Below are 26,805 nucleotides of genomic sequence, written 5' to 3'. Positions count from 1 at the left end.
TCGGCATGCGCATTCGGACGAAACTCATGATTGCGATGGCCTTGAATATACTCGTGTTTGTCGGCGTCATCTTCTTTGTCGTCCGGCCGTATTTTATTGAAAAGAGTATGGAGCAAGATCGTCAAACGGTCGAGAGCCAAATCGCCAGTGTGAAAGAGACGCTCGCGAATCGGAAACATATGCTCGAACGCACACTCGTCGATTGGGCAGTGTGGAACGATGCCTATGCGTTCATCCAAGGGAAGAACGATTCGTTCGTCAGCAGCAACATCAGCGAAGCGTCACTCGACAATTTGAACGTCAACGCGATAATGTTTTTGGACCGTGACGGGAACGTCCACTATTCGAAGTTCCAAAAAGCGAGCCTGGCGTTGTCCGCTTCGGAGCAAGAGGCGTTCATCTCGGAAATCGCTACTCGTGTTAAAGGGCGGGACGGGAAGCAAGACGCCGTCTATGCGAGTGAATATGGGCCGGTGCTCTATGCGGCACATCCGATTTTAAGAAGTGACACGAGTGGGCCAGCCCAAGGGACGCTCGTCATGCTCGAGTTCATCAGTGCCGATTTCATCGCGGACTTGAGCGCGCAGACGAAGCTCCCCCTAGCCATCGGACCGAGCGAAGCGGGGGAAACGAAAACGTCGACGCAAGACGGATGGACGCGCGTCTTGATTCCGCTAGATCTCGTGTTCGAGGAAGCGGAGTTCGGGGTCACGTTCGTCGTCGAACCGACGCATTACCGAAACACAGTGACGATGCTCCGCCTCGGCATGGTGGCGTTGCTCGTTCTCGGCGTCGGATTGTTCTTGTCCTTGTTCTGGACGATTTATCACGTCGTCATTCGTCGCTTGATGAAAATCGTCGGCGAGTTGAAACAGATCACGATCGAGCGAGATAGTCGACTGCGCGTCAGTTTAAACGAACAGAGCCAAGACGAGATTGAACAAATGGCCGCCAGCATGAACGAAGTGCTCGCCGCGCTCGAAGACACGAGAGCGGAAGTGCTCGATAAGGCGTATCGGGACGCACTCACTCAACTGCCCAACCGGTTGGCGATCGAGGACTATTTTTCAAGCGTCCGTGGCGACCACAATCAAATCGGCGTCATCGGCCTCGACTTGGACAATTTCCGCCGCATCAACGACCAGTTCGGTCATCGCACAGGTGATGCCGTTTTGATTTACATCGCGTCCCGATTGAACTTTTATAAAGAAGACGGGTTCGTCGCTCGCATCGGTGCCGATGAATTCATGTTCCTTCATCCGAAATGGACGCTCGACGAATTGCGCCCGGTCGCTCGCCGGCTCATGAGAGATTTGAGCGACTGGTCCGAGATGAACGGGGTGAAAGGGTTGACGTCGACGATTGGATTGGACGTCTTCGCTTCACTGCATCCGCATCATACGTATGAAGTCATGATGGGACGGCTTGACGTCGTCTTGCATGAGGCGAAGCTGTCCGGAAAAAATCGAATCTTGGCATTCCAGGAGATTGAAGATGGCAGCCACTACTTGCAAACGCTTGAGATGGAACGTGATTTGAGACGGGCGCTCGAAAACGATGAGTTCGAGCTGTACTATCAACCGATCGTGTCGCCGCATCCGTTCGCCGTGCGCGGAGTCGAAGCACTCATCCGATGGAACCATCCGGTGAAAGGTCAAGTGTCGCCAGGACTGTTCATCCCGATCGCGGAGCAACTCGGCTTGATTTCTGACTTGGGCCGCTGGGTGCTCCGTCAAGCGATGTCCGAGATGAAAGGGCACGCCATGCGCCACCATTTGTTCTTATCGGTCAACGTGTCCAAGCGACAAATCGCAGATGGGTCATTTTTAGCGGAACTCGAAGACGTGCTCGCAGAATCTTCGTTTGATCCGCATCTGCTTCATGTCGAAATTACGGAGAGCGACGTCGGCGGTAACTTATATGAATTGCAGCAGTTCATCCAGTCGTTGAAAACGCTCGGTGTCAAAATCTCACTGGATGATTTCGGTGTCGGGACGTCTTCGCTGTCGTTCCTGCAATCGCTCCAACTCGACTTGATCAAAATCGACCAAAACTTCGTGAAAGGCATCCCGGAGAACACGTTCGACCGGGCACTGCTCGAAGGGCTCTATCAAACGTTCCATACGCTCGGTCTCGACATCGTCACCGAAGGGGTCGAACGTCCGGAGCAACTTGCCTTCGTGCTCGAACATAGCAGTTCGCTCATTCAAGGCTACCATTACAGCAAGCCGGTTCCGCTTGCTCAACTCGAGCATTATTTAAAGAAAACGGTCACGTTGTATGACTGGTGAAGACGCTTCTCGCAGAGGCGTCTTTATTTGTGTAAACTTTGTGTGAATTTCGTTACAATGGTGAACATAACTTGCTACGGTTTCAGAGAAAAGGTAAACTTGAAGCAGTATAAAGAAAACGCTTACAAAGTTATCTTCTGATAATAACTGAAGCGATTAAGGGAGGACTGGGTTCGATGCCAACTAAACGATCGGCGCGGGCACCGTGGTCAAAAACGATGATTCGCTCACAACTTGAGGTCGTAGACCAAGTGCGGCCGCCTTCGCTCGTCTTGACGAATGCGACTTATTTGAACGTGTACGTGAAACAATGGAAACAAGCGAACATTTGGATGGAGCATGACCGCATCGTCTATGTCGGACCGGACTTGCCGAAAGAGGCGGTCGAGACGGTCGATGTCTCCGGAAAGTTTGTCGTTCCAGGCTACATCGAGCCGCATGCGCATCCGTTTCAACTGTATAACCCGGCGACGCTGTCGAAGTATGCAGGCGAGCGGGGAACGACGACGCTCGTGAACGACAACATGCTTCTTTTTTTACAAGAGAGGGAGCAAGCGTTTGCGCAATTGGAAGCAATCCAACAATTCCCGACGAGCACGTACTGGTGGGCGCGGCTCGATACGCAGACCGAGCTTGACCGTGATAGCGTCCTCGTCGACACGGAACGCATCCACGACTGGTTCAACCATCCGGACGTCATCATGGCCGGTGAGTTGACAGCGTGGCCGCGCACGTTAAAAGGAGACGACGAGATGCTCCAGTGGATGCTCGACGCCGAGACGTGCGGCCTTCCGGTCGAAGGGCACTTCCCGGGGGCATCGGCGAAGACGCTCACAAAAATGGCGCTGATGGGTGTCCACAGCGACCACGAAGCGATGACAGCCGAAGAAGCGCTATGCCGTCTCGAGCATGGGTATACGACGACGCTACGTCATTCCTCGATTCGACCGGACTTGCCGCACATGATGCGCGGGTTGCTTGAGGCGGGCCTATCGGCGTTCGACCATCTCATGGTGACGACAGACGGGTCGACCCCGGGATTTTATGAGGACGGGATGCAAGATGCGCTCGTGAAAATCATGATCGAGGCCGGATTAGACCCGGTCGAGGCGTATCGCATCGTGTCGTTGAACGTGGCCCGTCATTTTGGGCTCGATCACGTCCTCGGGTCGGTCGCTCCGGGCCGCATCGCCCATCTCAACATTTTGGATGCGATTGATGCCCCTCGTCCATCGAGTGTCATCGCGAAAGGACAGTGGATTGTTCGTGACGGGGTGTCGCTCTTCCCGGACGAGTTGATCGAGGCGTCGCTCGCACTCATGCCGGCGACGGACGTCGACATCGAGTTGACGCCAACCGATCTGTCGTTCAGCATGCCGGTCGGGCTCGACATGGTCAACTCGGTCATCATGAAACTGTTCAAGATCACACACGACACCGGCCAAGACGAACTGCCGCGCGACGGGGACGAGTCGTTTCTCATGTTGCTCGATAAAGAAGGAAAATGGCGCCTTAACACGGTATTGAAAGGGTTCGCTAACGACTTCGGCGGTCTCGTCAGTTCATACTCGATCAGCGGCGACTATTTGATTCTCGGCAAGTGTAAACAGGATATGTTGACGGCGTTCGCGCGTATGAAGGAACTTGGCGGCGGCATCGTTCTCGTCGACCGAGGCGAAATCATCGCTGAAATCCCGCTCCCGCTCTGCGGCATGACGTCGATCGAGCCGGTCGAGCGTCTGATTCATCAAGAGAAGCAGCTGCGCAATGAACTGGTGGCGCGCGGTTACCACTTCGAAGATCCGATTTACACGCTCCTGTTCCTCGCTTCGACGCATTTGCCATACGTGCGTGCGACACCGCTCGGGATTTACGAAGTGATGAAAAAACAAATACTATTTCCAGCGATTTTGCGATGAACAGTTGAGTCCGAGGCGGTCGTGCTTTAGAATGATAAAGAAGTACGATGGAGAGAGGATGCTTGCGGATGCAACTCGATAAATTAAGAGGGCGTGAACTTGATCAGCTGTTTGAGGCGATCTTGAAGCTCGACACGCTCGAAGACTGCTATCAATTGTTCGAAGACTTAGCGACCGTCAACGAAGTTCAAGCGTTAGCCCAACGGTTAGAAGTGGCGCGCCAAATTCGTGAAGGCAGCACATATCATAAAATTGAAGAAGCGACAGGTGCTTCGACGGCTACGATTTCCCGTGTCAAGCGTTGCTTGAACTACGGGTCAGGTGGCTATGACCTTGCCCTTGAACGCCTAAACCAATCAGACAAAGGTGACTCGTAAGAGTCATCTTGTTTTTGATGGAAAGGAGGGGCACGATGAAAGACAAGTTTATGAAACGAAATTTACAGCTATTTTTTCGAAAGCTGACACCGGTCCAAACGCTCGTGTTGATTTACAGCGCGGCTGCGATTTTATCGATCATCCTGCTCGCTCTGCCGATTGCGCATAAGCCCGGGGTGACGATCACGTTCACCGACCTCGTCTTTTTCGCGGTCAGTTGCGTCAGTGTCACCGGACTCACCCCGATCGTCGTCGCGGACACGTTCTCGACGTTCGGCCTATTTATCATCTTGTTCATCGTTCAAGTGAGCGGTGTCGGGTTGATCAGTCTTCACGTCATTATGTGGATTTTGCTCGGGAAGCGTATCGGCTTCCGTGAGCGTCAACTCATTTTGCGTGACCAAAACCAGACATCGATGTCTGGCATTATCAAATACATTACGGAAATCGTCCTTACCGTTATCGCGATTGAGGCGGTCGGGGCGGTGTTGCTTGGAGTCCACTACTTAAACTACTTTGACACGGCCGGGGAAGCGTTCCTGCAAGGGCTGTTCGGAGCGGTCAGTGCGACGACGAACGCCGGGTTTGATATTACCGGCAGCTCGCTCGCGCCGTTCCGGGAAGACCCGTTCGTCATCTTCACCCAAATCGCGCTCATGACCGGCGGAGCCATCGGTTTCCCGGTGCTCATCGAGATTCGGACGTATTTGATGAGCCGGATCATGCGAAAACGCGAGAATTTCCCGCGCCGCTTCTCTTTGTTCACGAAGTTGACGGTGTCGACGTTCTTCATTTTGATTGCCGTCGGAACGGTCGGGTTGTTCATGTTCGAATACAACAATGCGTTCAAAGAGTTACCGCTTTGGCTCGCGCTATCGGACTCGCTGTTCCAGTCCGTGACGACGCGTAACGGCGGACTGTCGACTGTCGACGTGAACTTGTTCTCGGAAGGGAGCATGTTGCTCTTATCGATCCTCATGTTCATCGGCGCTTCCCCGTCTTCGGTCGGTGGAGGGATCCGGACGACGACGTTCGCCGTCGCCGTGCTCGGGGTCATCGCGTTCATCCGCGGGGACTCGTCGATCAAGATTTTCGGGCGCGAGATCGTGCTCGAGGACATTTGGAAGGCGTTCGTCATCATTACCGTCTCGCTCGCCGTCTTGCTCTCGGGTGTCATGGTGCTCACGTTCTTTGAAGACGCTTCGCTCACTCGAATCTTGTTCGAGGCGTGCTCGGCGTTCGGGACGACCGGACTCTCGGTCGGGCTTTCTTCTGAGTTTTCGAACGTCGGCAAATGGGTGCTCACCATCTTGATGTTCATCGGTCGGATCGGGGTCATCGCCTTCATCTTGATCTTGCAGCGGAGACAGCCGAAACGGATGTATAACTATCCGAAAGAATCGATTATCTTAGGTTAAGGAGACAAGACCATGAAGGCATTTTGGATCAACTTCGGGTACGTGTTCGTCGTTCCCGTCTTACCGTTCATTGCGATCGTCAACGGGACGGCGCTCTGTTCACCGGATTCGCCGCTGCTCGATATCCCGGTGCTCGGTTTCTTTCTCGCCAACCCGCTCTGGTTCGTCCCGGTGTACGGTGCGTTCGCGCTTCTCGTCGCAAAATGGTTGACGGATCGGGAACGACGGGCCGAGTCCCGACGTGCTTAAGACTTGCTTCGGCAAGTCTTTTTTTCGTCAACAGATGCAACCGACTAAAAAAATCGCTACACTAGAGGAGGTATCGAATGGAGGGACTTCGAATGGATTTTCACGGCTGGCGCCACGTATTTAAACTAGACCCGAACAAACGACTGGAGGATGAGGCGCTGTCGGCGCTCATTCAATCGGGGACGGATGCCTTTCTCATCGGCGGTACGGACGGCATCGATGCCGAGAACACGTTCACGTTGTTCGAACGGTTGAACGGATGCGGTGTTCCGGTCGCACTTGAGTTGAGTCACCCGGATCAGACGATACGTGGATTCGACCATTATTTCATTCCAACCGTGTTGAACGCCGGGACGGTCGACTGGGTCATCGGTCATCAAGCTCGGGCGTTCGAACGGCACGGGCATTTGTTTGAACCGAGTCACGTGACCGGACAAGGCTACATCGTCTTGAACGGGGCGGCGAAAGTCGCCGAAGTGACCGAGGCGCGAACCGAGCTCTCCCTCGAGCAAGTCGTCGCTTATGCCGAGACCGGCCACTATCTGTTCCGTTTGCCATCCCTTTACCTTGAATATAGCGGCACGTTCGGTTCGCCGGACGTCGTCAAAGAAGTGCGCCTCGCCGTCCCGGACGCTCATTTGTTTTATGGGGGCGGGATCGACGGGGCGGCAACAGCGATGCAAATGGCTGCCTACGTCGACACGATTGTCGTCGGAAACGTCATTTACGAGAATCTCGACGGAGCGCTTGCGACTGTGGCGGCACTCCGATAAAATAAGAACAAACGTTTGGAACGAAGAAAGGAAACGATTATGTATAACTTGAGTGAAGAATTGGTCAAAGGCATGAACCCCGAGCAGGCAGAGGCCGTCAAATACACGGACGGACCGCTCCTCATCATGGCCGGGGCCGGGTCAGGGAAGACACGCGTGTTGACGCACCGCGTCGCTTATTTGATGGCGTCTAAACAAATCGCGCCGTGGAATATTCTCGCCATCACGTTTACGAACAAGGCGTCCCGTGAGATGAAAGACCGGATCGCCCGTCTCGTCGGCGGTGTGGCGGATGATATTTGGATCTCGACGTTCCACTCGATGTGCGTGCGGATTTTGCGCCGTGATATCGACCGCATCCGTTACGATCGCAGCTTTTCAATTTTAGATGCGTCGGACCAGCTGACGGCGATCAAGCAAGTGTTGAAAGAATTGAACTTGGATCCGAAGAAGTATGAGCCGCGAACGCTGCTCGGGATGATCTCAAACCATAAGAACGAACTGCGGACCGCGTCCGACGCGGCCGGTCTCGTCGGGAACAACCCGTATGAGAAAGTCATCTCGGACGTGTACACGGCGTACGAGAAAAAACTGAAGCACAACAACGTCCTTGATTTCGATGACTTGATCATGAAGACGATTCAATTGTTCGAACAAGCACCGGACGTGCTCGCGTTTTATCAGAAGAAGTTCCAATACATTCACGTCGACGAGTACCAAGATACGAACCGGGCTCAATACACGCTCGTTAAAATGCTCGCGGCCGCTCACGAGAACTTGTGCGTCGTCGGGGACTCGGACCAGTCGATTTACCGTTGGCGCGGGGCGGACATCGCGAACATCTTGACGTTCGAGAAAGACTATCCGAGCGCGCACGTCATCTTGCTCGAACAAAACTATCGCTCGACGAAACGAATTTTGGAGGCGGCGAACGGTGTCATTAAAAACAACTCGTCGCGTAAAGACAAGAACTTGTGGACGGACAACGCTGAAGGTGAGAAATTGTTGCTCCATGTCGCTTCGGACGACCGCGACGAGGCGTTCTTCATCATCAATCAGATGAAAGAACTGCGTCAAGAAGGCATCGATTACGGCGAGATGGCCGTTTTGTACCGAACGAACGCCCAATCACGTGGTCTCGAGGAGATGCTTCTCAAGTCGAACATCCCGTACAAGATGGTCGGCGGGACGAAGTTCTATGAACGGAAAGAAATTAAAGACGTGTTAGCGTATTTGCGCTTGATCGCCAACCCGGATGAAGACATCTCGTTCGTCCGAGTCGTGAATGAACCGAAGCGTGGAATCGGTGCGGCGACGGTCGACAAGCTCGGTGATTTCGCATCGATGCAAGGCGTCTCGCTCATGGAAGCGATTCGCGATATCGAACTGTCCGGCATCGCACCGCGGACGGCGACGAAACTCGCCGAGTTCCGCAAACTCATGATCGATCTTCGTCAAATGGCGGATTACTTATCGATTTCAGAGTTGATTGAAGAAGTGTTGAAGAAGTCAGGCTATGAAGAGATGCTCAAAATCGAGAAGACGCTCGAAGCGGAGAGCCGACTCGAGAACTTGCAAGAATTCTTATCGGTCGCTCAGAACTTCGAGAAAGAAAGCGACGAACAGACGCTCGTCGCCTTCCTCACGGACTTGACGCTCGTCTCGGACCTCGATTCGCTCGAGGAAGTCGACGAATTGCACCAAGTGACGCTCATGACGCTCCACTCGGCGAAAGGACTCGAATTCCCGGTCGTCTTCTTGATTGGGATGGAAGAAGGATTGTTCCCGCATAGCCGGTCTTTGAACGACCCGGAAGAGATGGAAGAAGAGCGCCGTCTCGCCTACGTCGGTATTACCCGCGCAGAGAAGCGGCTCTATTTGACGCGGGCCCAGTCGCGCATGCTGTACGGTCGCTTCCAAAACAACCCGGAATCCCGCTTCTTGCACGAACTGCCGGAGACGCTCCTCGAGCGCTCAGGAAAAGCGAAGAAGGCGATGCCGTGGAACCCGGTCGAATCACCGGGTAAACTGCCGGTGAACGGTTTCAGCTCGAAACCGAAACCGAAGCTCGCCCAGTCGTCAGGCGCTGAATCGATCGGCTGGAACGTCGGCGATAAAGCGAACCATAAAAAATGGGGTCAAGGAACGGTCGTGCAGACACGCGGCGAAGGGGACCAGCTCGAACTCGACATCGCTTTCCCATCGGTCGGAATCAAACGTCTGCTCGCCAAGTTCGCCCCGATTGAAAAAGCGTGAGGTGATGGTATGGAGATGACAGAACGAGTAGAGACGTTACGGAAACAATTGAATCAGTACGGCTATGAGTATTACGTGCTCGACCGGCCGAGCGTGCCGGACGCTGAATACGACCGGCTCATGAACGAGCTCATCCAAATCGAGACCGATTATCCGGAGCTGCGAAGCCCGGACTCACCGACGCAACGGGTCGGCGCCCCTCCGCTCGACGCGTTCGTCAAGGTGACGCACGACACGCCGATGCTCTCGCTCGGAAACGTCTTCACGAAAGAAGAACTCGTCGAATGGGTCGACCGCATCGAGAAAGATCTCGGCTATCGTCCGCTGTTCGTCGCCGAATTCAAGTTTGACGGGCTCGCCGTCTCCCTTAAATACGAAGACGGCCGTCTCGTTCGCGGGGCGACGCGGGGCGATGGGACGACGGGTGAGGACATCACTCAAAACTTGAAGACGATCCGCTCGATTCCGCTCCGGCTGAACGAAGACGTCACGCTCGAAGTGCGCGGTGAGGCGTATATGCCGAAGCGTTCGTTCCAACATTTAAACGATGAGCGCGAACGGATGGGCGAGGCGTTGTTCGCCAACCCGCGCAATGCAGCCGCCGGCTCGCTCCGGCAACTCGACTCAAAGATCGCGGCTTCGCGCAACTTGGCGTTCTTCGCATACGGACTCGTCTCGACCGACGACCTCGTCGCGTCGCATGACGAGGCGCTCGCCTACTTGAAACAACTCGGCATCGCTGTCAACAGCGAGTATACGACGTCGCAAACGGCCGATGCGCTATGGGACTACATTGAGACGTACGTGACGAAACGTAGCGAACTGCCGTATGAGATTGACGGCATCGTCATTAAAGTCGCGGCGTATGAAGAGCAAGAACAGCTCGGTTTCACGGCGAAAAGCCCGCGTTGGGCCGTCGCCTATAAGTTTCCGGCCGAGGAAGTCGTGACGACGATCGAAGCCGTCGACTTCAGCGTTGGACGGACCGGGAAAGTGACACCGCGTGCCCGGTTCGCACCGGTGCTTGTCGCCGGGTCGACCGTGACGTACGCGACGCTCCATAATGAGGACTTTATTAAAGAGAAAGATTTGCACTTGTTCGACCGTGTCGTCATCAAAAAGGCCGGGGACGTCATCCCGGCCGTCGTCTCGGCGATCGAGAGTGAGCGGACGGGGAACGAGACGGAAATCGTCTTCCCGACACACTGTCCCGCTTGTGATTCGGAACTTGTCCGGTTAGAAGGCGAGGCGGACCACCGTTGCGTCAATCCGGAATGTCCGGCCCAGCTGCTAGAAGGGCTCATCCATTTCGTGTCGCGTCCGGCGATGAACATCGACGGGCTCGGCGAAAAAGTGATTACCCAGCTCCACGAGGCGAAGCTCGTCCACAACGTCGCCGATTTGTATCGGCTTGACCGTGAGGCGCTCCTTGCGCTCGAGCGGATGGGGGAGACGTCGGTGTCGAACTTGCTCGCGGCGATCGACCAATCGAAACAAAACTCACTCGAGCGCGTCTTGTTCGCGCTCGGAATTCGTCTCGTCGGCCAGAAGGCGGCGACACTCATCGCCGAGCGGTTCGAGACGATGGAAGCAATCATGGCCGCAACGGTCGAAGCGTTGACGGCGATTGACGGCATCGGGACGAAGATGGCCGAGTCGATCACGCTTTACTTCGAGAAGCCGGAGGCGCGTGAGCTCGTCCGGGAACTCGATGAAGCGGGCGTCAACTTGACGTTCAAAGGAGCGAAGCGCCCCGTCGACACGGACGCTCCGCTCGCAGGCAAGACGGTCGTCTTGACCGGGAAGCTTCACGAAATGACCCGCGGCGAGGCCGGGAAGCGGCTCGAGCTGCTCGGGGCGAGCGTGACCGGTAGTGTCAGCAAGAACACAGACTTGCTCGTCGCCGGCGAGAAGGCCGGGTCGAAGCTTGCGAAAGCGGAGTCGCTCGGCATCGAAGTATGGGATGAAGCGGCGCTGCTCGCCTTTTTGGCGAATCATGCGTGATGCGTTTGTCCTCGATTGGAATGGACCAAATGGTGGTCTGTGCCAATCGAGGGCTTTTTTTCATTGACCTAACGTTCAAAAGATTCGGGGTTTCGACGGGTTCGCTGAAACGTGGGAAGGGTAATGAATAGTATCCAAACCATTTGGAAAATATTCCTGAATTAGAGGACCCTTTGACACCACGACTCGCGCACAATCATCCTCTCTTCCCCCTCCGTGCCCGATGCTGTCATCGGATAGCTGTGTCGCAGACAGGCATTCATCTTAGAGGAGGGGACCACCATGGGAAGCGCCAAACGTCAAGTGACAGCACTCATCGCTTTATTCGTTTTACTCATCGGCATGCTCACACCGAACGTCCTGCACGCAGAGGAGACGAGCACGATCTTCGCGCAAGTCGAACTGACGGCAGAAGAGGCGAACAGTCTGTATGAGGCGAGCCTCGTCTATGAGGACGTGACGTACTACGGTGTCCGTGAAACGGCCGACAGCTGGCGTTTCATGATTGACGCCGCGCACGTCGATTCGGCGATGATCGAGACGATCACGCTATACAATGAAGACCGCGTCCCCTATTCGTTCACCGCTTTCACGATCACAACCGAACCGGCAGAAGAAGCGGTCGTCTTGCCGTCTGAAGCGGAACCGGTCGGAAATGAAGACGAATCCGAACCGGTGATTGATGTCGTTGAAGCTGAGGAAGCGGTCGAAGTGACGGCAGAACAAACCGTCGAGGCCGAAGAAGCAACGGAACAACCGGTTGCTGAAGTCGAGACGATGTTGGAAGAAGTGGCCGCGACGACGGTCGCTCCGACGGTCACGATTGAAAAACTCGCACTCGGTGCCGACGGAGAAATCATGGAAGTGCTCGCCGGCGACTTGTTGACGTATCGTCTCGTCATCAACGTGGACGGTGCTCCGATTGAGAATTTCTCGGTATCTGACACGGTCCCGGAAGCGTTGACGGTCGTCGCCGATTCCGTGGAAGTGCTCGGACCGGACGGGGTCGAAACACCTGTCCCGACCGTTGTGAGCGGACCGCCTGCTTTCTACTGGACGTTCCCCGTCATCCCGGTCGGCACGACGACGATCCAATTTGATACGTTCGCCCCGGACGTGGACATGGAGACGGACGTGACGAACACGTTTTGCACCGGTGTGGAAGGACCGGATGAAGCGATTCCGGCTGACTGTACCGATGTGACGGTGACGGTCGTTCCAGACAAGACGATTGGACTTGAAGTCGGCAAGGAAGCAAATATTGACCAAGCCGTCGTCGGCGGGATGATCCCGTATACGTTCGTGATCGAGAACACAGGAGAGACGACGCTCACCATCACGTCGATTGAAGACGAGTTCTTCAGCGGCGGGATCGGCACCGAAGCGGTGGCGGCTTTCAACGAGACGGTGAACACGAGATTGACGGACCTCATCGGGACGGACGGTCTCGCCCCGGGAGAACGAGTCGAAACGACGGTCAATCTTGAAGTCCCGAGCGACTATGATGATACCGTTCATCCCGAGATTGGGAACGTGTTCCGTGTCGCGGCGAGCGACGAGTTCGGACGCGTCATCGATGCCGAGAGTCAACAAATCGTCTTGTTGAACCGCATCGACTTCACGGTGACGAAAGTGGCGAACCCAAACACGGTTCACCCGGGCGACACGATCGTCTACACGTATACGATTACGAATACGTCGAACGTCACTCTTTATTTCGTCGATGTGATGGAGCAGTGGACGAGCGGCGCGTTGACCGAGACCGAACAGCAAGAGACGACGGAGACGCTCCGTGACGGCATGCGGGCACTTGCCGAAGTGGAGAACGGACTCATACCGGGCGAAGAGATCGTGCTGGAGATGGAGAAAGTGTTGCTCCCGTCCTACGACGTACGGGCTGGCGGTACACTTACGAACCGTGTCACGTTCACGTTCGAAGTGAGCGGAAACCGTGTCTCCCGCTCGGCTGAAGCGACGGTCCACGTCAAACAAGCGATCCCGGAACGAGAAGATGATTCGGTGTACGTCCCGGAACCGACGACACCTGTCACGCCTGACCAAGGAACACTTCCATTGACCGGCTCAACCGGCACGTGGGTGACGGCGCTCGGACTCGTCTTGATCATCCTCGGATTGTTCGCGTTGACGCACTGGCGCCGCCCTTCTAGAAAAGCTTGACTCGACGCTCTTCGACTGTCATGTCGAAGGGCGTTTTCACATGTTGCTGGACTGATTCCGGTTCGACACTTTTTTCATCCGACGATTTTGTTATAATGGACGAAGTGTACGATGAATCGATTTATCAAAGGAGTTTAGACATAGATGAAATGGAAGCAACTCATCATTCCCGCTGTGGCCGCCAGTCTGTTGCTTAGCGGATGTTCAATGAAAATCCCGATGGGGGAGGAAGAAGTGACGCCGACCGGGAACGAGACGACGTCTGAAGGTGTCACGCCGGCAATCGAGGCGCGGGATTCTTACTATCAGATGGTCATCCCGTTTAAATCAGCCGCAGCGCGCGGTCTCGCCCAACGGCAAGTCAGTTCGTCGCTCGAACTCGAAGAAGTCGAGCTCGGATTGATGCGCCACTCGACAGGGGCGTTCAACCCGGACCAGTTCGCATATCAAGAAGGACAGCTGTTAAACAGCGGCGACATGTCACGCTTGCTCGGTCGAAAAGACAAGAGTCAAGAAGAAGGCGCGCTCGTCCCGCTCAACCCGTCGTATGCGAACGGGACGGCAGAAGTGTCAGACGCTGACTTCGTCGATGCCAATAAAGAATCACCGCTCTACTTGGCTTCGCTCGTCGAACAAAATTACATGCGAAAAGCCGACAACGGCTACGAGCTCGGCGGCGTGTCGTTCGCTCTCATCTTGAACCGTGAATACGTCTTCCAAGCCCCGAACTTCGGCCCGACGTATACGGAACGGTTGGATGAGAAAAAAGTCATCGCGGAGGGAGAACGGATGGCGAACGAACTCGTGACGCAACTGCGTGAACGGGAAGACTTCAAAGACCTCGACATCAACGTCGCGCTTTATATGAAATCGGCTCAAGGCTCGCCGACGCCGGGCAACTACATCAAGTCGGCGTTCGTCGGAAAAGGAGACGGCGTCGCCGCCGGGGACTGGAAAGCCATCGATGAGAAGTATTATTACTTCCCATCGGGCACGGCGACGAACGAAGTGCGGGACGATGCCCAGAAGTTCACGTTGTTCAGTGACCGGATCGCGGATGTGTTCCCGGACTTCAGCGGAATGATCGGCAAAGGGTTTTATCAAAATGGCGACTTGTCGCGCCTTGAGATTGATATCCCGATCCAATTCTACAGCCGAGCCGAACTCGTCGGCTTCACGCAACATATCGTCGGATTGCTTGAGAACCGGTGGGAGTACAACCGCAGCGTACCGGTCCGCATCAACGTCACATCGCTTGGCGGGAACCACGAAGTGACGATCGTGTTCGAAGAAGGCATGCCTGCGCCAAAAGTATATTTCTAATGGAAAGGACTTCGTGATGAAACGAAGTCCTTCTTTTTTTCGTACACATAATAGCGAGGGTATTCTTTGACCTTCTTTGACCAATTGGGTAGAATAGACTTATCAGAATCGGGAAAGGGATAGGTGAGGTGAAACGAGATGGCAAAAAATTATTATGACGTCCTCGGGGTGTCGAAACAGGCATCAGACCAGGACATTAAACGAGCTTATCGAAAGTTGGCCAAACAATACCATCCGGACGTCAATAAAGATCCGGGCGCGCAAGACAAGTTCAAAGCGATTCAAGAAGCGTTTGACGTGTTGAGCGACCCAGAGAAAAAAGCGAATTATGACCGATATGGAAGTGCCGAGGGCCCGACGTTCGGCGGCGGGACTTACAGCGGCGACGGGTACGGCGAAGGTTCGGCCCAGTTCGAGGACTTGTTCCGTCAATTTGGAGGCGGTTCGCGGACGACGTCGCGCACGTTCGGCTTCGAGGATATGTTTGGCAGCTTCTTCGATCAGGCGGTCGAAGAGGATTTAGATGAGACGGTCCGTGTCAACGTGCCGCTCAGTCAACTGACATCTGATTCGAAAGTGAGTTTGCGACTTCAGACGGGCACGGTCAACGTGAAGATTCCAAAAGGGGCGCACGAGGGCCAGAAGCTGCGTTTGAAAGGCAAGAGCAGCAAAGTCGGACAGGCCGGAGACCGGGGAGACGTCTACGTCGAACTTCATTTCACGGATGACGACACGTACCGTCGAGAAGGTGCGAACGTCATCACCGTCAAACGGTTGCGTCCGCTCGCGTTCCTCGACGGCACTGAAGTCGTCGTTGCGACGCTCGACGGCGGTCGTGTCAAATTGAAGGTCAAACCAGGATCGCGTCCCGGACAGCGGATGCGAATCCCCGGACGTGGCTTCATGACAGCGGCGAAAGTCCGCTCTGACTTGTTCGTCCAGCTTGAAGTCGATTTACCGCTCGATGCTGCCCACCGATCTGTTTATGAACAACTCGAACGCTGAGCATAAGGAGGAAACGTGATGGATTTCAATCGATTTACCGATAAAGCCCATGAAAGTATTGTCAGTTCACAAGCACTTGCCAAGCAGTATCATCATAGCGAGATGAACGAATGGCACGTGCTCGCCTCGATGATTTCACAAACGGATGGCATCATTCCGCTTTTGTTGCAGAAGATGGAATTGAATGTCGGGGAGATCGAGGCAGAAGTCGCGATGGCGCTCAAACAGGCACCGAAATTACAAAATCCGACGACACCGATGATTTCGGCGTCGCTCTTGAACGTATTGACGACGGCTGAACGTGAAGCGACCGGCATGAATGACGAGTACGTCTCGGTCGAGCACGTCTTGCTCGGAATTTTACTGAACAAGAGCCAAGCACAAAGCATGCTCGAACGTAAAGGTGTGACGGAAGAAAAGTTGCGGGAAGCGCTCATCGCCGTCCGCGGGAATCGGCGCATCACATCGAAATCACCAGAAGCGACGTATGACGTGTTGACGAAATACGGCCGCGACTTGATTCAAGAAGTGAAGACCGGAAAAATCGATCCTGTCATCGGTCGTGACAGTGAGATTCGCCGCGTCATCCGCATCTTGAGCCGAAAAACGAAAAACAATCCCGTCTTGATCGGAGAACCGGGGGTCGGGAAGACGGCGATCGTCGAAGGTCTCGCCCAACGGATCGTTCGGGGCGACGTACCGGAAAGCTTGAAAGACAAGACGATCTTCAGTCTCGACATGAGCTCGCTCGTCGCCGGGGCCAAATATCGCGGGGAGTTTGAAGAGCGGCTTCAAGCCGTGTTGAACGAAGTGAAAGAGGCGGAAGGGAAAATCATCCTCTTCATCGATGAGTTGCACACGATCGTCGGCGCCGGTAAATCGGAAGGGGCGATGGACGCCGGCAATATGTTGAAACCGATGCTCGCCCGCGGAGAGTTGCACTGTATCGGTGCGACGACTCTCGATGAGTATCGCCAATACATCGAGAAAGACCCGGCGCTCGAACGCCGGTTCCAACAAGTGCTCGTCGACGAACCAGACGTCGAAGACACGGTCTCGATCTTGCGCGGTTTGAAAGAGCGTTTCGAGATTCACCACGGTGTCCGCATTCACGACAACGCGCTCGTCGCGGCGGCCGTGTTGTCGAACCGCTACATCACCGACCGGTTCATGCCGGACAAGGCGATTGACCTCGTCGATGAGTCATGTGCGATGATTCGGACCGAGATGGAATCGATGCCGGCCGAACTCGATGAACTCGTCCGCCGCGTCATGCAGCTCGAAATCGAGGAAGCGGCGCTTAAAAAAGAGAGCGACGATGCTTCGAAGAAACGGTTAGAAGCGCTTCAACAAGAGCTCGCCTCGTCTCGGGAGCAGTCCGACGCGCTCCGCTTGCGCTGGGAGAACGAGAAAGAGTCGACACACCGCGTCCAGCACATCCGCGGAGACTTGGAGAAAGTGAAGCTTGAACTGCAAGAGGCCGAGAGCCGTTACGACTTGAACCGCGCTTCCGAGCTGAAATATGGGCGCATCCCGGAGCTCGAACGTGAACTTGCCGAGGCAGAGCGTCTCGCCGGTGCGGTGACGCGCGAACTCGTCCGGGAAGAAGTGACCGAAGAAGAAATCGCTGAAGTCGTCTCGAAATGGACCGGCATCCCGGTGACGAAGTTGACCGAAGGCGAGCGTGATAAGTTGCTGAATCTTGAGACGGTGCTGCACAAACGTGTCTTCGGGCAAGACGATGCGATCCGTCTCGTCAGCGATGCGGTCATCCGGGCTCGGGCCGGCATTAAAGACCCGAACCGCCCGATCGGCTCCTTCCTCTTCCTCGGACCGACCGGGGTCGGGAAAACCGAGCTTGGCAAAGCGCTCGCCGAGGCGATGTTCGATTCGGAAGACCATATCGTCCGTCTCGATATGAGCGAATATATGGAAAAACATGCCGTGTCACGTCTCGTCGGGGCGCCTCCAGGCTATATCGGATATGAAGAAGGCGGCCAGTTGACCGAAGCGGTGCGTCGCAACCCTTACTCGGTGCTGTTGTTGGATGAAGTCGAAAAAGCGCATGCCGATGTGTTCAACATCTTGCTGCAACTGCTCGATGACGGTCGTCTCACCGACTCGCACGGGCGGGTCGTCGACTTCAAGAACACGATTGTCATCATGACTTCAAACATCGGGGCCGACATCTTGCTCGAGGCCGCGAAAGACGGCGTCATCGATGAGGAAGAAGAGCGCCAAGTCATCGAACGGCTCCGTCGTCACTTCCGACCGGAGTTCTTGAACCGGGTCGATGAGACGATTTTGTTCCATCCGCTCACGCGCGCTCAAATCGGACAAATCGTCGAGAAGGCGGTCGCCCGGATGGGAAGCCGCTTGACGGCCCGTTCGATTCACATCGAGATTTCGGAAGCGGCGAAAACGTTCATCGCGGACGAGGCGTACGAACCACAGTTCGGGGCTCGTCCAATCAATCGCTACGTGCAACGGACGATCGAGACGAAGCTCGCCCGTAGCATCCTCGCCGGAGACGTCGAGGATGGTCAAACGGTCATGATCGACGTTGAGAACGGAGAATTGACGCTCCGTCCGACGACCGTGACTTATTAACAAAGAAGGAGCGCTAGCAGATGCTGGCGCTCCTTTTTTAGCGATTCACTTGTGTGCGTCTGTGGACGGCACGTAACACGAAATAACTGACTGCGAGAAACGCGGCATACAACAGGACGGCGAACGCAAAATTGAAGACGACCGGGATTGTCCCCATATCACGCTGTCGCGCTGCTTCGTCAAACCAAATCACAAGCCAAAAGAACAGACCGAGACTGACCGCGACGAGCGAGTAAAATGCGCCATTGACCGTCTTTCCGACCCGCATGACGAGATGGTCGATCGGATAGCTGATTAAAACGATAAGTGCGAAGCCGATATAAAACAAGCCGTCAATCGGGATGTACACGAACATGTCATCTCCACCTTCATCGTATGAAATGTGAATTCAATATATTTACATTTATCATACGATAAAACAAAAAAATGTAAAATGATTCTTTTTACGTGGATGGTTGATACACACAGTACGGTTCTTCCGCTTTATAATCGCCCGTTACGGCGTAAGCACGGGCACGGGACCCGCCGCATACGTAGCGATATTCGCAATAGCCACACTTGCCGCCGTGCGTGTCCGGGTCCCGAAGTGACTTGAACACGGGATGATGGCGATAGATTTCGGCGAGCGGGGTCTGTTTGACGTTGCCGCACTTGATAGGGAGGAAGCCCGACGGTTGGACGTCGCCTGTATGTGAGATAAAGACGAAACCGTTGCCGTCATTCGTGCCGCGCGGTGCTTTCGCGAGATCGTCGTGCGGGTGACCGATCGGCGGCCGTCCCTCGTCTTTCCGTCGCTGGTTCTCTTGTCTCGCGACACGCCGGTAGAACTGGGCCTCGGTCGTCGAGATGATGAACGGGACCTCTTCTTGAAGCGCGAACGCCCAGCGCAATACGTCCTCATGTCGTTCCGGAGAAATCGGCTGGAGGAGCGAACCGCGACCGGTCGGGACGAGAAAGAACAGCGTCCACACCGAGACACCGAGCTCCCCGACGAGTTTGGCGATCTCGGGCAAGCGGTCGACGTTGTACTCGGTGACGGTCGTATTGATTTGAAACGACATCCCTTCTTCGCGGAAATACGAGATACCTCGGATAGTCCGCTCGAAACTGCCGCGCGTCCCGCGGAAATAGTCGTGTGATTTGGCGTCCGGCCCATCGAGCGAGAACGCCCAGCGTGTCAATCCGGCTTCTTTCGCACGTCTCACGGCGTCATGCGTGACGCGCGGCGTCGCCGATGGCGTCATGGAGACGCGCATGCCGAGGGAAGAAGCGTAGCGGGTCAGTTCGAACAAGTCCTCACGCATGAGCGGGTCTCCGCCAGTGAAGACGAGGATCGGATTATTCATCGCGTAGATGTCCCGAATGAGTGCTTTTCCTTGCGACGTATCAAGCTCGTCCGGATATCGATGATACTGCGCTTCCGCCCGGCAATGGACACAGGACAAGGCGCAGGCCCGGGTCACTTCCCAAATGACGATGAACGGATTTTCATTGTAGTCGACTTGTCTCATACCGGCACCTCCTGCTTTTTCATCAGCCGTTCGACGGCACGCTTCGCGGAGTCGACACAGTCTGGGAGGCCGACTCCATGGAGAATCGCCCCGCACGCTTCGACGCCTTCGAGTCGAGAGACAGCGTCTTCAAACGACCGCACGTATTGTTTGTGACCGACTTCGTACTGCGGCATCGAGTCGATGTGTCGCTCGACTTTCGTGAAGAGCGGCGTCCCGACGTGTTGGATTTTCCGGAGTTCGTCCAACGCAAATGCGGCAACGGCATCATCCGACTCGAGGAGCAGGTCAGGGACGAAGTCAGACCCGACATATACGCGTAGAAGCGCCGTCCCTTTCGGTGCCATATGCGGCCACTTTTTATGCATCCAACTGCAAGCGGTCAAGGCGTTGCCTTCCGATTTAGCGATGACGTAGCCAGTGCCGTCGAGGGCGTCGACGTCTTCGTCTTTAAAAGCCGCAAGTACCGTCAATGAAGACGTCCGTTTGAGCGATGACAGTTGACGGGCTGCTTCGATGCCGAGCATCGGACCGAGGGCGTGCGGTGACGTGGCGAGGATGACACCGTCAAACCGCTCGACCGTGCCGTCTGCGAGCTCGACTTCGTGCGGTCGGATCGCCGTGACGGACGCATCTGTATAGAGCCGGTCAACCGACGGACGGAGTGCCTCGATCAACGTACCGAGTCCGTTTTGAAGGGACAGGAACTTCCCGGCCTCCTGCGGTTTCACTCCGGCCTGAACGGGCGGTGTGAGTGCTTTCATGCCGAGGATGAGGCTACGTCTTTTCTGTTCAATCGTGATAAACTGAGGGAAAGTAGACTCGATGCTCATATCTTCGAGCGTTCCGTTATAAATGCCCGACAAGAGTGGCTCGATCATCGACTCGACGACTTCAGAGCCGAGGCGGGTACGAAAGAACGTATCGAGTGAGATATCTTCGCCCGCGTAAACACGAGGGAGCACAAGGTCCATCCCGGCCCGGAACTTCCCGCGCCACGTGAACAGGTCGGTCTTCACCATCGGCCAGAATTTTGTCGGGATCCCCATGACCGACCCTGCCGGCATTTGACGCAACTTGTTGCGGACGAATATGTAAGACGTGCCGGTCTTCGAGCGGACGAGCTGTTCATCGAGACCGAGTTCTGTGATCAGTTCGGTGAGTGTGGGCTTGCGTGCCATATAGCCGTCTGGTCCACACTCTAGGACGAACCCATCCCGATAGATCGTCTTGATCTTCCCTCCGATTCGGTCACTTGCCTCATAAAGTGTGACGTGTGCCCCGGTTTGTTTGGCATAGTAGGCGGCCGCCATGCCGGTGATACCGCCGCCGATAATTGCGATGTTGTTCAATCGATTCACCCATTTCCGTTTAGTCTACTCTTAACGGTACCGAGAATTGGCAACGAGACATAGGATAAGTATCACGCCGTTGTTAGACAAAATTGTCACGATTGCAAAGGAGGGGCCGCGATGCTCTCGTTTTGGATGATGGCGTTCGTCGTCGTCGGCAGTGTCGTCACGTTCGTTTTGATCATGAATCGCCACGGGGAGAAGCTAGAAGGGGACGAGGAAAGCCCGCCGATCTTATGGGCTGATGACAAGTGGTATAAAGACGACGGGCCGCCGGATGGATAAGCGCGAGAAGATATGGTAAGATGACCCGGTTGTAAACTATCGGATATGAGGTGATGATGATGAACGTATTAGAACAACAGTTGGCGCATTTGGTCGACGAGTGTCGTCCGTATACGGCTCAAGGGAAAGTGGCCGATTACATCCCGGAGCTCGCTCATGTGAAAGACGATTTACTCGGTGTGGCGATTTGTCTGCCTGACGGTTCTTACATCCATGCGGGTGACGTCCATCATAAATTCACGATTCAAAGTGTATCCAAAGCGCTTGCGCTTTGCTACGTCTTGATGGAGTTCGGGGAAGACTACGTGTTCTCGAAAGTTGGGATGGAACCGACGGGGGACGCGTTCAACTCGATCGCGAAGCTCGAGGAGACGGTCCCTTCCAAACCGCTCAACCCGATGATCAACGCCGGGGCGCTCGCTGTCACGAGCATGATTTTAGGCGATACCGCCGAGTTGAAGATTTATCAGTTCCGTCAGTTTTTGGCGACGCTGTTAGGTGTACCGGTCGAAGAAGTACGCTACAACGAAAAAGTCGCCCGCTCGGAATACGAGACGACCGACTTGAATCGGGCCTTGCTGTACTTTATGCGTCACCACGGCATTGTCGAAGGCGACGTCGATGAGATCATCGATGTGTACACGAAACAGTGCGCCATCGAGATCGACTGTTTCGACTTGGCGCGCATCGGTCGGATCCTGTCCGGGAACGGAGAAGATCCGGTGACGGGGGACGAGTTGATCCCGCGGCGTGTCGTCCGAATCGTCAAGGCGATCATGACGACGTGCGGCATGTATGACGCATCCGGCGAATTTGCCGTTCGGGTCGGTCTTCCCGGTAAGAGTGGTGTGTCAGGCGCGATTCTCGCGACCGGCAAACATGAGCTCGGACTGAGCGATGTCGGATTTGGCATTTTCGGTCCCGCCCTCGATTCAAAAGGGAACTCGATTGCCGGGATGAAACTGCTTGAGCTGCTCGTCGAACGCTACACGTCGCGTTAAAGCGAGACGGCAGCGACCGCTTCGTCGAGTTCGGCCTCGAGCTGACGAAGTTTCGCCGCATAGGCTGTCTTGAGTTCGTCGGGCGGTGAAAAATCCGTCCATCGCAACAGCAACTGATGGTGATCGTTCATGTTGCCGAGCTCGGTCTGGAGCCGTTTCAATTTATGGACGTGATCTTTTGAAGCTGCGTCTTCGTAGTTCAATAAATACTCATGTAAATAGCGCTCGCGTTTGACGGCGAGCCGTATTTTGTGGAGCGTCTCGAGCCGGTCGGCCATATGTGACGCTTCTTTGTGAGTATCGATACGGCGCTTTCGTTCAGATTTGGCTTTCTCAATAAAAGTAGCCGCATCTCGTTTTTTGAACGCGCGCAACAATTGTCCGCCTAGGAAACGACGTACTTGCTGATCGAGCGACGGCGTCATCTTTTCGCTCACTCGCGTCGCGAGCACCGTCCGGTCGACGGCGCGTTTTTGTTCCATGTAATCAAGAAAAGCTTCGTCGAGCTCGGTGTCCGCCTCGAGCCCTTCGATGAGCACATCACCGTCGCGCACCGAACCGAGCGCTTCCATGAGCTGTTTCAGTTGTCGATATGTGGACGGTTTCGTCTCGTACAGCTGCATGAACGTCAACAGCTTTCGCAAATGGACGCGCGCCTGATGGACGTCTTCGCTATTTTGAAACGTGAGCGCTTCGGTTATATAATGGTTAAACGTGTTCCATGTTTCGAGCAATTCATATTTTAACTTTTCCGCATTCCGTTGATTCATGCTATTGTTTCCTTTCAGAAATGAGATGAGGGTTGTCCATGTACCAAACACATACGCTTCAAGAAAAAATCAAACTGTTCTTCACCATCTTCTTCCCGATTTTGGTGACACAAGTATCGTTTTACTTAATCAGCTTTTTTGACACGGTCATGTCGGGTCGCGCAGGAGCGGTCGACTTGGCCGGTGTCGGTGTCGGTTCGAGTTTGTGGATGCCGGTCTACACGGGACTGAGCGGGATTTTGCTCGCCGTCGCGCCGATTGTCGCACAAGCGCTCGGGGCGAGAAATATCCAGCAGATTCAACGGACGTTGTTTCAAGGGATTTACTTAGCGGTCGGGCTGAGCATCGCGACGCTCATCCTCGGGGCCATCCTCGTCCCGACCGCCGTCGATGGGATGGGGCTGAGCGAGGAAGGGAAACGCATCGCCAAAGGGTATTTGCTCGCCCTCGGTTTCGGCGTCTTACCGATGTTTTTGTTCAACGTGCTGCGCACGCTCATGGACTCGCTCGGTAAAACCCGCGTCTCGATGCTCCTTATACTGTTAGGGTTACCCATTAACGTCGGTTTAAACTACATCTTCATTTTTGGAAAACTCGGCGTGCCGGCCTACGGGGGCATCGGGGCAGGCATCGCCTCGGCCATCACGTACTGGCTCCTCTTTTTCATGGCGCTCGCCTTTGTCCGGAGCGGGAAGCCGTTCTTGGAGTATCGTTTCCTTCGCTCGTTTGAACGTCTGCTCTGGCCAAGACAGCGTGAGCTGTTGAAGCTCGGGACACCGATCGGCCTGGCCATCTTTGCCGAGGTCAGTATTTTTGCAGCTGTGACATTGCTTCTCAGCTCGTACGGGGACAATATCGTCGCCGCCCACCAAGCGGCCATCAACTTCGCCTCGTTCGTCTACATGCTTCCGCTGTCGGCATCGAGCGCCTTGACGATCGTCGTCGGTTATGAGCTCGGGGCACGCCGCTTAAAAGATGCGGTCCGCTACGCCAAAATCGGCCTTGCCCTTTGCTTGGCGGTATCGATGTTTTCCGGAGGCCTCCTCTTTTGGCAAAATGAGCGGGTGGCGGCCATCTATACGAACGATGCAGCTGTCGTTGAACTAGCGGCCCATTTCATGATCTTTGCGGTGTTCTTCCAACTGTCGGATGCCGTTGCGGCGCCGATCCAAGGAATATTGCGCGGCTTCAAAGATGTGAACGTGACGCTCGTCCTCTCACTCATCGCCTATTGGGTGATCGGGCTTCCGCTCGGTTATTTGCTCGCCGAGCCGTTCGGCTTCGGACCGGACGGTTATTGGATCGGGCTCATCGCCGGACTTGCTGCCGGGGCCGTGCTGTTGTTCGTCCGTCTCGTGTACATCGTGCGTCAATATAAACCGGAACCAAAACCGGCATCATAAAAAATAGCGAGGACGAGGGACGTGCCGAACGTTTCTCGTCCTCGTTTTTTTAGATGACGATTTACTTTAAAATTGGTATATACAACTATACTAGATATTTGTTATCATAATGGGGAAGAATAGGGATAGGGATAGAAAGGTGGAGACTGGTGATGGTGATCATTAACGCACGAATCGTCTCGGGAGATGAGACGTGGGAACACGGGTATATTCGATGGAACGGGCATACGATCGAGGCGGTCGGACCGATGGACGATTACGTCGCGCAGGATGAGGACGTGTTCGATGTGGCGGGAGCGCTCGTGACGCCAGGTATGATCGACATTCATGTGCATGGCGGTTACGACGTCGATACGATGGATGCGGACGAGACGCGTTTGCGTCATCTCGCCACATCCATGCTCGCTGAAGGGGTCACGTCATTTTTAGCGACAACGATTACGCAATCGAAATCAGAGATTACACGAGCGCTTGAAGCTGCCCGTCATGTCATCGAGTCAGGCGACACGACTGTCATCGGTATTCACTTAGAAGGCCCGTACGTCAACGTCGACAACGCCGGCGCTCAACCCGCTGAACACATCACGGACCCGGACGCCGACCAGTTCCGGCGTTTTCAGGAGGCGGCCGGAGGACACATTCGTCTCGTCACGTATGCCCCGGAACGTCCTGGGGCACGGGAACTTGAACGTGCCATGCGAGAGACGGGAGCAATCGGATCGACCGGGCATACGAATGCGACATACGCAGAAAACAAACAAGCCGCTGTCAAACATGGGACGCACTTGTACAACCAAATGCGCGGTCTGCATCATCGGGAGCCCGGGACGGTCGGATACTGCTTGCTCGAACGGGACGTCATGGTTGAAATCATTCCGGACGGGATTCATAGCCGCCGGGAAATGGTCGATTTTGCTTATCGCTTAAAAGGGGCTGACGGACTTGTCGTCATCACCGACGCGATGCGGGCGAAAGGATTGCCGGACGGACGCTATGAGCTCGGAGGCCAACCGGTCATTGTAGAGGACGGGGCAGCGCGTCTTGAAGCAGGCAATCTGGCCGGCAGCGTCTTGACGATGGATGCCGCGTTCCGAAACATTCTCGATTTCACGGGATGTACGTTAGAAGAAGCTGTGAAGATGACGTCAAGCAACCAAGCGCATGAGTTTGGGTTGATGCATAAAGGAAAAATTGCTGCCGGTTTTGATGCGGACCTCGTCGTGTGGGATGAGGCGTTATCGGTCGAACAGACGATTCATCGGGGGCAGGTCGCATTTAAGAAGGAGGATCTCGTATGAACATATTGGTAGCCAACACACCGCAAGAAGCAGAACAGATCGCATACACGCTCATTAAAGAACGACTCTCCGGAAAACACGACTTCGTCCTCGGACTCGCGACCGGCAGTACGCCTGTCGGGATGTATAAGATGTTCAAGGAAGATCGGCTTGACTGCCGTCACGTGACGAGCGTCAATTTAGACGAATATATCGGCCTCGCTCCGGACCATCCGCAAAGCTATCATCACTTCATGGAAGAGAAGTTGTTCGACGACGTCCCATTCAAAGAGAACCACTTGCCGCGAGGAGACGCTGCCGACCCGAAAGCGGAAGCGGAGAGGTACGAGGCGCTCGTCCGTTCGATCGGCGTCGATTTGCAGTTGCTCGGCATCGGGGAGAACGGGCACATCGCTTTCAATGAGCCGGGAACGGCGCTCGACGCCAAGACGCATGTGACCGAGTTGACGGAGTCGACGCGAGAAGCGAACCGACGTTTCTTCGATTCGATCGACGACGTTCCGACTGACGCCATCACAATGGGTCTCGATACGATCATGAACGCCCGTGAGATCGTACTCGTCGCCACAGGCACACGCAAAGCGGAGGCGGTCCATCACATGATTGAGAGCGTCCCGACGATCGAATGGCCGGCGACGATTTTACAAGCGCATCCGAGTGTGACGGTCGTCCTCGATCAGGAAGCCGCATCTCAGTGCGCCGATGCCTTACAAGCGCGAGGAAGTGAGGCCGCGGCCCGTTTCTTCTCCATCCGGTCCTAACTGCCTGCGGATTCATATCCG

The 26,805-nt window shown here is 55.1% G+C and carries 21 protein-coding genes; 17 read left to right on the top strand and 4 right to left on the bottom strand.

Annotation, left to right across the window (positions count from 1 at the left end; translation table 11 throughout):
* Positions 1-5 precede the first annotated feature (5 nt).
* The 12 genes from JJU47_RS03060 (at position 6) to clpB (ending at position 18,403) form a co-directional block, all read left to right on the top strand.
* Positions 6-2,291 (top strand): putative bifunctional diguanylate cyclase/phosphodiesterase, encoded by a 2,286-nt coding sequence (locus JJU47_RS03060; RefSeq protein WP_228616081.1) that lies wholly within the window; start codon positions 6-8, stop codon positions 2,289-2,291.
* A gap of 176 nt (positions 2,292-2,467) precedes the next feature.
* Entirely contained in the window at positions 2,468-4,210 is a 1,743-nt protein-coding gene (locus JJU47_RS03055; protein WP_228616079.1) for an adenine deaminase C-terminal domain-containing protein, read from the top strand.
* 68 nt (positions 4,211-4,278) lie between these two features.
* Positions 4,279-4,587 carry a YerC/YecD family TrpR-related protein gene (locus JJU47_RS03050; protein WP_024371764.1) on the top strand — a complete coding sequence of 103 codons (309 nt, stop codon included), beginning with the start codon at positions 4,279-4,281 and terminating at the stop codon, positions 4,585-4,587.
* Positions 4,588-4,622: 35 nt separating this feature from the next.
* Positions 4,623-6,005: a TrkH family potassium uptake protein gene (locus tag JJU47_RS03045; RefSeq protein WP_228616077.1), complete on the top strand. Its 1,383-nt coding sequence runs from the start codon at positions 4,623-4,625 to the stop codon at positions 6,003-6,005.
* Between the two features lie 12 nt (positions 6,006-6,017).
* Positions 6,018-6,254 carry a hypothetical protein gene (locus JJU47_RS03040; RefSeq protein ID WP_228616075.1) on the top strand — a complete coding sequence of 79 codons (237 nt, stop codon included), beginning with the start codon at positions 6,018-6,020 and terminating at the stop codon, positions 6,252-6,254.
* Positions 6,255-6,331: 77 nt separating this feature from the next.
* Positions 6,332-7,027: a heptaprenylglyceryl phosphate synthase gene (gene pcrB / locus JJU47_RS03035; protein WP_228616073.1), complete on the top strand. Its 696-nt coding sequence runs from the start codon at positions 6,332-6,334 to the stop codon at positions 7,025-7,027.
* 39 nt (positions 7,028-7,066) lie between these two features.
* Entirely contained in the window at positions 7,067-9,283 is a 2,217-nt protein-coding gene (gene pcrA / locus JJU47_RS03030; RefSeq protein ID WP_228616071.1) for a DNA helicase PcrA, read from the top strand.
* Positions 9,284-9,292: 9 nt separating this feature from the next.
* On the top strand, positions 9,293-11,287 hold the full coding sequence (ligA, locus tag JJU47_RS03025) for an NAD-dependent DNA ligase LigA (RefSeq protein ID WP_228616069.1): 1,995 nt from the start codon (positions 9,293-9,295) through the stop codon (positions 11,285-11,287).
* Positions 11,288-11,569: 282 nt separating this feature from the next.
* Positions 11,570-13,465, top strand: coding sequence for a DUF7507 domain-containing protein (locus JJU47_RS03020; protein WP_228616067.1), 1,896 nt, complete (start codon positions 11,570-11,572; stop codon positions 13,463-13,465).
* A 144-nt stretch (positions 13,466-13,609) separates the two neighbouring features.
* A complete protein-coding gene (locus JJU47_RS03015; RefSeq protein WP_228616064.1) occupies positions 13,610-14,788 on the top strand; it encodes a CamS family sex pheromone protein in 1,179 nt (392 codons plus the stop codon).
* A 138-nt stretch (positions 14,789-14,926) separates the two neighbouring features.
* Entirely contained in the window at positions 14,927-15,793 is an 867-nt protein-coding gene (locus tag JJU47_RS03010) for a DnaJ C-terminal domain-containing protein (protein WP_228616062.1), read from the top strand.
* A gap of 18 nt (positions 15,794-15,811) precedes the next feature.
* Positions 15,812-18,403, top strand: a complete 2,592-nt coding sequence (gene clpB / locus JJU47_RS03005) for an ATP-dependent chaperone ClpB (RefSeq protein ID WP_228616060.1) — start codon at positions 15,812-15,814, stop codon at positions 18,401-18,403.
* 37 nt (positions 18,404-18,440) lie between these two features.
* Here the strand turns inward: clpB and JJU47_RS03000 are convergent, their stop codons facing one another.
* From JJU47_RS03000 to hemG, 3 genes are all read right to left on the bottom strand, one after another.
* Positions 18,441-18,758, bottom strand: a complete 318-nt coding sequence (locus tag JJU47_RS03000; protein ID WP_228616058.1) for a hypothetical protein — start codon at positions 18,756-18,758, stop codon at positions 18,441-18,443.
* Positions 18,759-18,846: 88 nt separating this feature from the next.
* Positions 18,847-19,914, bottom strand: coding sequence for a TIGR04053 family radical SAM/SPASM domain-containing protein (locus JJU47_RS02995; protein WP_228616056.1), 1,068 nt, complete (start codon positions 19,912-19,914; stop codon positions 18,847-18,849).
* Complete coding sequence (hemG, locus tag JJU47_RS02990) at positions 19,911-21,275, bottom strand: protoporphyrinogen oxidase (protein ID WP_228616054.1); 1,365 nt, start codon at positions 21,273-21,275, stop codon at positions 19,911-19,913. Before hemG ends, JJU47_RS02995 begins: the two co-directional genes overlap by 4 nt.
* A 111-nt stretch (positions 21,276-21,386) precedes the next feature.
* On the opposite strand from hemG, the gene JJU47_RS02985 reads away from it, so the two are divergent.
* Positions 21,387-21,551 carry a hypothetical protein gene (locus tag JJU47_RS02985; RefSeq protein ID WP_228616052.1) on the top strand — a complete coding sequence of 55 codons (165 nt, stop codon included), beginning with the start codon at positions 21,387-21,389 and terminating at the stop codon, positions 21,549-21,551.
* A 59-nt stretch (positions 21,552-21,610) separates the two neighbouring features.
* The gene (gene glsA, locus JJU47_RS02980; RefSeq protein ID WP_228616050.1) at positions 21,611-22,552 is read left to right on the top strand and encodes a glutaminase A; all 942 of its coding nucleotides are present in this window, start codon (positions 21,611-21,613) and stop codon (positions 22,550-22,552) included.
* Here the strand turns inward: glsA and JJU47_RS02975 are convergent.
* Positions 22,549-23,322: a CHAD domain-containing protein gene (locus JJU47_RS02975; RefSeq protein WP_228616049.1), complete on the bottom strand. Its 774-nt coding sequence runs from the start codon at positions 23,320-23,322 to the stop codon at positions 22,549-22,551. The genes glsA and JJU47_RS02975 overlap by 4 nt on opposite strands.
* 38 nt (positions 23,323-23,360) lie before the next feature.
* On the opposite strand from JJU47_RS02975, the gene JJU47_RS02970 reads away from it, so the two are divergent.
* From JJU47_RS02970 to nagB, 3 genes are all read left to right on the top strand, one after another.
* Complete coding sequence (locus tag JJU47_RS02970; RefSeq protein ID WP_228616048.1) at positions 23,361-24,725, top strand: MATE family efflux transporter; 1,365 nt, start codon at positions 23,361-23,363, stop codon at positions 24,723-24,725.
* 152 nt (positions 24,726-24,877) lie between these two features.
* Positions 24,878-26,023, top strand: coding sequence for an N-acetylglucosamine-6-phosphate deacetylase (gene nagA / locus JJU47_RS02965; RefSeq protein ID WP_228616047.1), 1,146 nt, complete (start codon positions 24,878-24,880; stop codon positions 26,021-26,023).
* Positions 26,020-26,784 (top strand): glucosamine-6-phosphate deaminase, encoded by a 765-nt coding sequence (gene nagB, locus JJU47_RS02960; protein WP_228616046.1) that lies wholly within the window; start codon positions 26,020-26,022, stop codon positions 26,782-26,784. The genes nagA and nagB overlap by 4 nt, the downstream gene beginning before the upstream one ends.
* Positions 26,785-26,805: the final 21 nt, after the last annotated feature.

Source organism: Exiguobacterium sp., assembly GCF_020832205.1.
In the GTDB taxonomy this organism is placed as follows: domain Bacteria; phylum Bacillota; class Bacilli; order Exiguobacteriales; family Exiguobacteriaceae; genus Exiguobacterium.
The sequence above is the reverse complement of the archived record's forward strand: the minus strand, read 5'-3'. Positions and strand labels throughout refer to the sequence as shown.

Bases quoted from the DNA above. Each gene is read 5' to 3' on its own strand.
- JJU47_RS03000 (WP_228616058.1), bottom strand. From the start codon at position 18,758: ATGTTCGTGTACATCCCGATTGACGGCTTGTTTTATATCGGCTTCGCA.
- JJU47_RS03045 (WP_228616077.1), top strand. From the start codon at position 4,623: ATGAAAGACAAGTTTATGAAACGAAATTTACAGCTATTTTTTCGAAAG.
- pcrB (WP_228616073.1), top strand. From the start codon at position 6,332: ATGGAGGGACTTCGAATGGATTTTCACGGCTGGCGCCACGTATTTAAA.
- ligA (WP_228616069.1), top strand. From the start codon at position 9,293: ATGGAGATGACAGAACGAGTAGAGACGTTACGGAAACAATTGAATCAG.
- JJU47_RS03020 (WP_228616067.1), top strand. From the start codon at position 11,570: ATGGGAAGCGCCAAACGTCAAGTGACAGCACTCATCGCTTTATTCGTT.
- JJU47_RS02995 (WP_228616056.1), bottom strand. From the start codon at position 19,914: ATGAGACAAGTCGACTACAATGAAAATCCGTTCATCGTCATTTGGGAA.
- JJU47_RS02975 (WP_228616049.1), bottom strand. From the start codon at position 23,322: ATGAATCAACGGAATGCGGAAAAGTTAAAATATGAATTGCTCGAAACA.
- JJU47_RS03055 (WP_228616079.1), top strand. From the start codon at position 2,468: ATGCCAACTAAACGATCGGCGCGGGCACCGTGGTCAAAAACGATGATT.
- JJU47_RS03040 (WP_228616075.1), top strand. From the start codon at position 6,018: ATGAAGGCATTTTGGATCAACTTCGGGTACGTGTTCGTCGTTCCCGTC.
- JJU47_RS02970 (WP_228616048.1), top strand. From the start codon at position 23,361: ATGTACCAAACACATACGCTTCAAGAAAAAATCAAACTGTTCTTCACC.
- JJU47_RS03050 (WP_024371764.1), top strand. From the start codon at position 4,279: ATGCAACTCGATAAATTAAGAGGGCGTGAACTTGATCAGCTGTTTGAG.
- JJU47_RS03010 (WP_228616062.1), top strand. From the start codon at position 14,927: ATGGCAAAAAATTATTATGACGTCCTCGGGGTGTCGAAACAGGCATCA.
- clpB (WP_228616060.1), top strand. From the start codon at position 15,812: ATGGATTTCAATCGATTTACCGATAAAGCCCATGAAAGTATTGTCAGT.
- JJU47_RS03015 (WP_228616064.1), top strand. From the start codon at position 13,610: ATGAAATGGAAGCAACTCATCATTCCCGCTGTGGCCGCCAGTCTGTTG.
- nagA (WP_228616047.1), top strand. From the start codon at position 24,878: ATGGTGATCATTAACGCACGAATCGTCTCGGGAGATGAGACGTGGGAA.
- JJU47_RS03060 (WP_228616081.1), top strand. From the start codon at position 6: ATGCGCATTCGGACGAAACTCATGATTGCGATGGCCTTGAATATACTC.
- JJU47_RS02985 (WP_228616052.1), top strand. From the start codon at position 21,387: ATGCTCTCGTTTTGGATGATGGCGTTCGTCGTCGTCGGCAGTGTCGTC.
- nagB (WP_228616046.1), top strand. From the start codon at position 26,020: ATGAACATATTGGTAGCCAACACACCGCAAGAAGCAGAACAGATCGCA.
- pcrA (WP_228616071.1), top strand. From the start codon at position 7,067: ATGTATAACTTGAGTGAAGAATTGGTCAAAGGCATGAACCCCGAGCAG.
- glsA (WP_228616050.1), top strand. From the start codon at position 21,611: ATGAACGTATTAGAACAACAGTTGGCGCATTTGGTCGACGAGTGTCGT.